The sequence below is a fragment of the Streptococcus plurextorum DSM 22810 genome, assembly GCF_000423745.1.
In the GTDB taxonomy this organism is placed as follows: Bacteria; Bacillota; Bacilli; order Lactobacillales; family Streptococcaceae; genus Streptococcus; species Streptococcus plurextorum.
Map to the genome: position 1 here is coordinate 39,398 of NZ_AUIO01000015.1, position 7,422 is coordinate 46,819.

Annotated in this window: 6 protein-coding genes and 10 tRNA genes; all 16 read right to left on the reverse strand. The window is 44.6% G+C overall.

All coding sequences use genetic code 11. From position 1 onward, the window contains the following. Positions 1 to 3: 3 nt before the first annotated feature. Positions 4 to 426 carry a MarR family winged helix-turn-helix transcriptional regulator gene (locus tag G575_RS0109675; RefSeq protein ID WP_027972556.1) on the reverse strand — a complete coding sequence of 141 codons (423 nt, stop codon included), beginning with the start codon at positions 424 to 426 and terminating at the stop codon, positions 4 to 6. A gap of 123 nt (positions 427 to 549) precedes the next feature. After that, complete coding sequence (locus tag G575_RS11445) at positions 550 to 969, reverse strand: glutathione S-transferase family protein (protein WP_245562419.1); 420 nt, start codon at positions 967 to 969, stop codon at positions 550 to 552. A gap of 12 nt (positions 970 to 981) precedes the next feature. Continuing rightward, positions 982 to 1,152, reverse strand: a complete 171-nt coding sequence (locus tag G575_RS12495) for a glutathione S-transferase N-terminal domain-containing protein (RefSeq protein WP_245562421.1) — start codon at positions 1,150 to 1,152, stop codon at positions 982 to 984. Between the two features lie 53 nt (positions 1,153 to 1,205). Then, the gene (locus tag G575_RS12500) at positions 1,206 to 1,433 is read right to left on the reverse strand and encodes a VOC family protein (protein ID WP_051177030.1); all 228 of its coding nucleotides are present in this window, start codon (positions 1,431 to 1,433) and stop codon (positions 1,206 to 1,208) included. Positions 1,434 to 1,438: 5 nt separating this feature from the next. Further along, a complete protein-coding gene (locus G575_RS12600) occupies positions 1,439 to 1,570 on the reverse strand; it encodes a hypothetical protein (RefSeq protein WP_281168258.1) in 132 nt (43 codons plus the stop codon). Positions 1,571 to 1,722: 152 nt separating this feature from the next. Further along, positions 1,723 to 6,117 (reverse strand): PolC-type DNA polymerase III, encoded by a 4,395-nt coding sequence (locus tag G575_RS0109690; RefSeq protein ID WP_027972557.1) that lies wholly within the window; start codon positions 6,115 to 6,117, stop codon positions 1,723 to 1,725. A 386-nt stretch (positions 6,118 to 6,503) separates the two neighbouring features. Next, positions 6,504 to 6,587: transfer RNA gene (locus tag G575_RS0109695), tRNA-Leu, on the reverse strand. 12 nt (positions 6,588 to 6,599) lie between these two features. Beyond that, positions 6,600 to 6,671 (reverse strand) — tRNA-Gln (locus G575_RS0109700). 11 nt (positions 6,672 to 6,682) lie between these two features. Then, positions 6,683 to 6,755, reverse strand: a tRNA-His gene (locus tag G575_RS0109705). Between the two features lie 6 nt (positions 6,756 to 6,761). Further along, a tRNA-Trp gene (locus tag G575_RS0109710) sits at positions 6,762 to 6,832 on the reverse strand. An 8-nt stretch (positions 6,833 to 6,840) separates the two neighbouring features. Beyond that, positions 6,841 to 6,921, reverse strand: a tRNA-Tyr gene (locus G575_RS0109715). Between the two features lie 6 nt (positions 6,922 to 6,927). Continuing rightward, a tRNA-Leu gene (locus tag G575_RS0109720) sits at positions 6,928 to 7,013 on the reverse strand. Positions 7,014 to 7,019: 6 nt separating this feature from the next. Next, positions 7,020 to 7,091, reverse strand: a tRNA-Gly gene (locus G575_RS0109725). 6 nt (positions 7,092 to 7,097) lie between these two features. Continuing rightward, a tRNA-Thr gene (locus G575_RS0109730) sits at positions 7,098 to 7,170 on the reverse strand. A 17-nt stretch (positions 7,171 to 7,187) separates the two neighbouring features. Further along, a tRNA-Leu gene (locus G575_RS0109735) sits at positions 7,188 to 7,269 on the reverse strand. Positions 7,270 to 7,274: 5 nt separating this feature from the next. Then, positions 7,275 to 7,347: transfer RNA gene (locus G575_RS0109740), tRNA-Lys, on the reverse strand. Positions 7,348 to 7,422: the final 75 nt, after the last annotated feature.

Genomic DNA, 7,422 nt, shown 5'->3' on the forward strand with positions numbered 1-7,422 from the left:
TGGCTAAGCTTTAAATTTCTTAAGGAGGTTTATCAAAAGAACTTGCTCTTCGTCTGATAAGACTGAGAAAATTTCTTCTACTTTTTCGATGTGCACAGGGAGGGCATTTTCAATAACCTGGCGACCATCAGCTGTCAATTCAATCCAAAAAGCTCGGCCATCACTTTGACAGACCTGACGTGTTACCCAGCCTTTTTTCTCCATATTTTTAATAACAACCGTCATATTACCAGAAGTCGCAAGGGTACTTTCAATAAGATCCCCGACTTTCATCCTTCCTTTAGCATATAAGACATCTAAAACGCCAAATTGCGCAGGAGTCAAGTCAAACTCTCTAAAACTTTCTGAGGCCTTAGTATCAATCGTTCGAAAAGCCTTACGCAAAACAACCATCGCTTTTACAGCATTATTCTTGAAATCAGTCATTGTGTCCTCTTTATCACTATATAGTAAAATTTTATCAGACTATCCTTGATATGGCAAGCAAAAACGAACACCTCATAAGATCCCAAAAATAGTGGGGAGATGTTCGTTTCCCTAATTATCAATTTAATGAGACAGTTCCTTCACTTTCTGCACTGCAGAATCCTGATCCATGTGACGCATAAAGCGGGCTAGGTTTGGATAGTCTGTCCATGGTTTTGGTGTCTTGACAGACCAGCGAGCCATGACGTAGGCGTAGGGATCTAAGACCGTCCGCTTGTTTTGATAGACATGGTCCGTGTCCCCAATCAAGCTATCCAAGTAGGTCATAGCTCTATCCACTCGAATGTAGCCTGCCTGTACCGCCTCATCAAGTGCTGTGGCAGATTTTGATACCGTATAGCGATTCGGTGTAAAGACTGGCCAGAAGGCTGGGTGGAAGTCCCCTGTCAAAAAGCCAATCAATTCATTGAACTCCGACTGAGCTGCAGCTCCTGGGTCGGCTCCCAAATCACTCGCAGGATAAAGGTCCGCAATATACTGCAAGATTGCACTGGCTTAAGTGATGATACGGTAATCTGGCACATCCAAGGCGGGCACAGCCCCCAGAGGATTGACCTTGAGGTATTCAGGTGAGCCAAGTTTTACCTTTTCCACTTCATAGTCTGCACCTGCCCATTCCAGAGCAATCCAGCAGGCAAGGGCACAGGTTCCTGGAGCATAATACAATTTGCATCTGACTTCTCCTTATAACTTTATCAAAAGACTGGATTGGCCCTGTCTCACATCACAATCACATTAAAGTGGTGGTTGTCTAGATCCGTAAAGCTGGCACCATAGAAGCCGTAAGCATCCGTCGGACGACCTGTAATCTGACCGCCGTTCGCCTCGACACGCTCCACCAAACGATCCACTTCTTCTTTGCTTGCGACATTGATTGAAATCAACACTTCATTGCCACTGGTCGCAACCTGAAAAGGCACACGCTGGGCAAAGGTATCTGTCTGCATCAAGATCAGATTCCCCCCTCAGGCAAGGTCGCTGACTTGATATCACCAAAAGTCACCACCGAAAAACCAAGGGCTTCATAAAACTGACCCGCTTTTTCAAGGTCTGCTACGGCTAGATTCATCCAAAATGACTTCATATTACTCTCTTTTCCATTTGATAGTCCCAGTATAGACCTTTAGTTGCCGTTGGTCAAAAATTCTGACTATCAGAACTCTGATACCATTAAGTGGTAACCCATCGTGCAACCAGAGCGCTGACAATTTTAGGCAACATAAAGCTGGTGGAAAACTAGAAGAGGTCATCAAAAAGGCTAAGCTGATTGTCCTCAGGCATATTACCTAAGATTCCCATTTCATCTAATTTGTCAACCAAAGTAGATGATAAGCCTCCACGCTTACGAAGTTCCGTTTTAGAAAGGAATTCTCCTTCTTGACGTGCTGCCACCAATTGCTTAGCAACGTTCTCGCCTAGACCATCCATAGCTACAAATGGTGGAATGAGGGTATCACCTTCGATAAGAAACTCTGTCGCATCAGACTTATAGAGATCCAGCTGACCAAATGTAAAGCCACGCTCCATCATCTCATTGACGATTTCAAGAGTCGTAAATAGGTCATTTTCAACATTACTTGCTTCGTTGCGCTGTTTTTTCTCGGTGATGTCCTTCATTCGAGCCTTGACGGCGGAAAGACCTGCACACATGGTTTTTAGCTCAAATGCCTTGGCACGGATAGAGAAATAGGCACAATAATACATAATCGGATGATGGACCTTAAAGTAAGCCACACGCAAAGCCATAAGCACATAGGCAGCTGCGTGGGCTTTAGGGAACATGTACTTGATTTTCCCACAGGATTCGATATACCAGTCTGGAACGTTATTATCCCGCATGGCTTGGATATAACCATTGCGCTCATCTTCAGAAATCTTGAGCCACATGCCTTTTCGAACCCGCTCCATGATGTTAAAGGCCATCTTAGGCTCAAGTCCCGCATGCATGAGGTAAACCATGATATCATCTCGACAACCAATAACCGTTGACAGAGTCGCAATGCCCTGCTTAATCAAGTCTTGTGCATTACCAAGCCAAACGTCTGTACCATGTGAGAGACCAGACAACTGCAACAGCTCTGCAAAGGTAGTCGGCTTGGTCTCTTCCACCATGCCACGTACAAAATTGGTACCGAACTCTGGAATACCAAGCATCCCCGTCGGTGTCCCAATCTGCTCCGGTGTCACTCCTAAAATCTCCGTACCTGAGAAAAGCGCCATCACACCCGGATCGTCAGCCAATATTGTCTTTGGATCAATACCTGACAAATCTTGCAACTTACGTACCATCGTCGGATCATCATGCCCGAGGACATCAAGCTTTAAGACGTTTTCATCGATATCATGGAAGTTAAAGTGAGTGGTCTGCCAAGCGGCATTGACATCATCTGCAGGAAACTGCACTGGTGTAAAGTCATAAACGTCCATATAATCTGGAATAACAACGATACCACCTGGATGCTGACCCGTATTTCGCTTAACACCTGCCGCACCTTTAGCTAAGCGATCAACCTCAGCATCGCGATAGAATTTTCCATAATCACGTTCATAGCCTTTAACAAAGCCATAAGCTGTCTTATCAGCAACCGTACCAACAGTACCTGCACGGAAAGCATACTCTTCTCCAAAAATCTCACGAACATCTAGGTGAGCGCTCGGCTGATCATCCCCAGAGAAATTCAAATCAATATCTGGTACCTTATCCCCATCAAAACCAAGGAAGGTCTCAAAGGGAATATCCTGCCCATCTTTTTTATAAAGGGTGCCGCATTCTGGACAGTCTTTATTTGGCAAATCATAACCAGAACCGTAAGAGCCATCCGTGATGAATTCGCTGTGTTGACAATTCGGGCAGACATAGTGCGGTGGCATAGGGTTAACCTCGGTTATGCCAATCATCGTTGCCACAAAACTAGAACCAACAGAGCCTCGAGACCCTACCAGATACCCGCGTTCGTTAGAGCGGTTAACCAGCATCTGGGAGGCTAAATAGATCACCGCAAAACCATTTCCCAAAATAGAGGTCAGCTCTTTTTCAATACGAAGGTCAATGATATCAGGCAAGGGATTACCATAAATCTCAAAAGCCTTCTTATAGGTCAGCTCTGCTACCCGCTCCTCAGCTTGAGGAATGTATGGGGTGTAGAGGTCTTTTTTAACCACCTCTACCTCATCTATCCTATCTGCAAAGGCGTTAGTATTTGTCACAACTAGCTCATAGGCCAACTCTTCTCCTAAAAATGCAAACTCATCTAGCATTTCATTAGTCGTCCTAAAATGCGCTTCTGGCAGCGGAGCTGGCTGTGCGTCTTCTCCTCGGCCAATAGGGCGGTTAATCATTGCACCCTGTCCCAAACTGCGCACAATAATCTCTCGGTAAATAGCATCCTCTGGCTCAAGATAGTGGACATTTCCCGTCGCCATGACAGGCTTATCAGCAAGACGACCAACTTCAATCAAATCACGAATCAGCTGACGGACACTTTCTTCATCCTTAATCAAATCTTTAGCAACAAGCGGTGTATAGATTGCTGGCGGCATTACCTCTATGAAATCATAGTATTTAGCCACTTCAACGGCTGCTTCGATACCTGACGACAGCAAGGTATCAAAGACTTCTCCTTCTGAGCAAGCCGTTCCAAGCAGAAGCCCTTCACGATGCTGGTCTAAGACTGTCCTTGGAATTCTCGCCACACCTTCAAAATACTTGACATTAGACAGACTAACCAGCTTGAAGATATTCTTTAAGCCTCTTTGATTTTGAACATAAATCGTCGCATGTTTTATGCGGGCTTTTTTATAGGAATCATCCGAAAGTAACCTAGTATTAAGCTCTTCAAGATTTGTGATGCCGTGTCTATCAAAAACATCATTGATAAAGATAAAGAGCAAACGCCCCGTCGCTTCAGCATCATAGTTGGCCATGTGATGGTGTTCTAGCGATACTTGAAAACGCTTGGTCAAAGGCCCCAAACCATGACGCTTGTACTCGGGATAGAGGTTTCTAGCAAACTCCAATGTATCGATAACCGGCTGACTGATGAGAGGTAACCCCTCTCGCTCATAATTAGCATTCATAAAGCCCACGTCAAAGGTCGCGTTATGAGCAACCAATACCGTATCTTGGCAAAAGGCTTGAAATTCCTCCAAAACTTGACGCAAAGGTTTTGACCCCTTGACGTGATTATCAGTGATGCCTGTCAGCTCCGTGGTAAAGGAAGATAGCGGGTGACCAGGATCGATAAATTCATCAAACTGCTCAATAATATTGCCCTTATACATCTTAGATGCCGCAATCTGAATCAAACTATTATGCACCGCAGATAGTCCTGTCGTTTCCACATCAAAAACTACATAGGTCCCCTCTTTTAGGGCCATCGGTACCTCATTATAAGTAATAGGCACCGAGTCTTCAACGATGTTGGCTTCTAGACCAAAAATAGCTTTAATTCCCGCTTTGCGCGCCTTGTGATATCCATGCGGAAAACTCTGCACATTGGCATGATCCGTGATGGCGATTGCCTTATGCCCAAAACGTTTTGCCGTATCAATCAAATCCTCAACTGTCGGAAGAGCATCCATCGTTGACATGTTGGTGTGAGCATGGAGCTCCACACGCTTTTGATCCTCTGGCATCAAATCCTTGCGAGGATTATGGACAATCTCTTTGACCTGTTGCACATTCATGGTTAAAGACTTGGTAAACGCATTATTCTCAATGTTCCCCTGAACACGCAACCAATTCCCTTTAGCAATCATGTCAAATTTTTTCAGTTCATCATCATCCTTCACCCACTTCTGCATGGCAAAACTCGATGAATAATCGGTCATTTTAAAGGTGATGATATGCCGACCAGTTTTGGTCGATTTTTTTTCCACATCAAAAACCAAGCCCTCAAAGGTAATACGATTTTCTTCTGTATTAATATCAACCATTCGGGTAATCTCTGCCTTATCAAATGCCGGCTTCTGCTTCGCTAGGCGTTCTTTAAAGTCAGTAGCAGGTGCTTCTTTGACTTCCACTTCTGGAGCCATAGCTTCCAAGGATTTTTGAGCCTCCAAATTATCCTGAATAGCCTTTTCGACCAAAGCTTCTCGAGAAGATGTAAACACTTCCTTGAGTTCCTGAGTCATTTCCTCGTGAGATTCGATATCAAAAGCAATTCGGCCAAAACCAAAAGCCTCAAACTGTTTTTCCAAGCTAGGAAGATGGATTTTCCTAAAATGCTCATTATTAACAAAAGCTGGCGCTTCAATAATGACTTTGTCAGCCATAGTTTTAACAGTCAGATGAGCAAAAGAAGCTTTAAAGCTAGCGTTATTACACAAGGGCAACTCGAAAGCCTCTCGATAGTAAGCCTGCAACAACTCCTCAGAAGCACTGCTATTTTCCGCCTTAATATCAAAAGTCGCTCGAATATCTGCTTTCTCAAAGGTCTGCAGCAAGCGACTAGATAGTTCACGATAAGCATCAATCGGCAAAATTTCAGAAAATGCAAAATGAAATTCCCAATGACGACTGAGACTATGAACGGTCACCTCAAGAATATCCCCAGACACAAAGACACTTGAACGTCTCCATTCAAGTGGCATCTCAATTTGTTCCATCAGCTTATTAAAAAGTTCCGACATAGCACACTCCCCAACCTCTAATAACACTATTTTATCACAATTAACAATAGGGAACAAATTCAATCCTTACTTTACATTCTCAATACAGATTTCATCAAATACTCAAAAATCAGCCATTAAACCAGTCAACAGCAAGTAATCTCCTATGGTAACGTATAGACGTAACGATCTAACCCAGATAATTAAGAAACAAAGCATTCAAGTCAGTCAGTTTAGCCCCAAATACGATAACTAGCAACAAAACTAAACAGGTACTATAATTTAAAGAACAAACAATAAGGTATCTTTAGCGTTAAAGAGTTTCATCAAAGATGAAAATAGTGAGCAAAAGTTGACCCAAAAACAAAAGAAACGTTGATAAATCAACGTTTCCAAACTTTAAGCTATACCGGCGGCCGGGGTCGAACCGGCACGTCCTTGCGGACACTGGATTTTGAGTCCAGCGCGTCTGCCAATTCCGCCACGCCGGCTTAAAGATTTAACTGGGGTAGCTGGATTCGAACCAACGCATGAGGGAGTCAAAGTCCCTTGCCTTACCGCTTGGCTATACCCCAATAATAAAACAGGCGAATGAGGGGAATCGAACCCCCGAATGTCAGAGCCACAATCTGATGTGTTAACCACTTCACCACATCCGCCATGAACACGGGCAGTAGGAATTGAACCCACACTGAAGGTTTTGGAGACCTTAGTTCTACCTTTAAACTATGCCCGTAAAAAATATGGAAAGAGAGGGATTCGAACCCCCGAACCCGAAGGAGCGGATTTACAGTCCGCCGCGTTTAGCCTCTTCGCTATCTTTCCAAAATCTGCCGAGGACCGGGATCGAACCGGTACGAAGGTCACCCTTCGCAGGATTTTAAGTCCTGTGCGTCTGCCAGTTCCGCCACCCCGGCGCCTCAAGCGAATGACGGGATTCGAACCCGCGACCCCCACCTTGGCAAGGTGGTGTTCTACCACTGAACTACATTCGCATTGGATGCCGGCTACATGACTTGAACACGCGACCCTCTGATTACAAATCAGATGCTCTACCAACTGAGCTAAGCCGGCCTATTATATATCCTATATGCGGGTTAAGGGACTTGAACCCCCACGCCCGAAAGCGCCAGATCCTAAATCTGGTGCGTCTGCCAATTCCGCCAAACCCGCATTCATGACCCGTGCTGGGCTCGAACCAGCGACCCATTGATTAAAAGTCAATTGCTCTACCAACTGAGCTAACGAGTCGTAAATATGATGCAAACATCGTTTGCTCTATTTCCAACTTCAAAATGCCTAACAGTCATTTTGAACGGTCCCGAC

What these genes read in the sequence shown, in the direction of transcription:
- G575_RS12500 (WP_051177030.1), bottom strand. Translation starts at nt 1,433, where the DNA reads ATGCAGACAGATACCTTTGCCCAGCGTGTGCCTTTTCAGGTTGCGACC.
- G575_RS12600 (WP_281168258.1), bottom strand. Translation starts at nt 1,570, where the DNA reads ATGAAGTCATTTTGGATGAATCTAGCCGTAGCAGACCTTGAAAAAGCG.
- G575_RS0109690 (WP_027972557.1), bottom strand. Translation starts at nt 6,117, where the DNA reads ATGTCGGAACTTTTTAATAAGCTGATGGAACAAATTGAGATGCCACTT.
- G575_RS0109675 (WP_027972556.1), bottom strand. Translation starts at nt 426, where the DNA reads ATGACTGATTTCAAGAATAATGCTGTAAAAGCGATGGTTGTTTTGCGT.